Consider the following 585-nt stretch of genomic DNA (forward strand, 5'->3'; position numbering starts at 1 on the left):
GAGGCCCAGGTCTGCTACAGCAACGGGACGACAAAATCCCACCGGTTCGACTTTGACCCTTATGTAAAAGGCTGGCAGTACGGCGGCGGGGTGTTCACCACCGATGACGGGAATGCGGATACGAAGAACCGGTATTATGCCATCAATATCCGGCTCGTTTATGATGACCAGTGTAATGCGGCCTGGTTTGACGGGGTCCAGCTCACGAAGGATGAAGGAGAGACTTACGTCTACGACAAGGACGGGAACCTGACGGATGTGAAGAGCGCGGCGGAACAGAGTAAGTTCCGGTATGACGGGAACGGGAACCTGTCGGGGATGGTGAGCCCGGACGGGACGGATTTTTCCTATACCTACGACAGCCGGAACAACCTGACGGAGGCAAAGAATTCCGACGGGGCCGTTTACCGGTTTTCCTATGACGCATGCGGAAACCCGGTAAGCTCTTCCATAAACGCGGAAGGGACCGGAACGGGGATCCACTCCTCCCAGACGTATGACCCGTCCGGGAAGCAGGTCCTTACGGTGACGGATGAGCTCCAGAACACCACCACGTATCAGTATGACAGCACCGGGCGGCTGCTC

Annotated in this window: 1 pseudogene; it reads left to right on the top strand. The window is 57.1% G+C overall.

Annotated elements, in window-relative coordinates:
• Window positions 1-585: pseudogene (locus ACTQ3K_RS12645) on the top strand (hypothetical protein); the annotation flags it as partial.

It is taken from the genome of Candidatus Paralachnospira sp. LCP21S3_A2, assembly GCF_052118925.1.
In the GTDB taxonomy this organism is placed as follows: Bacteria; Bacillota; Clostridia; order Lachnospirales; family Lachnospiraceae; genus Lientehia.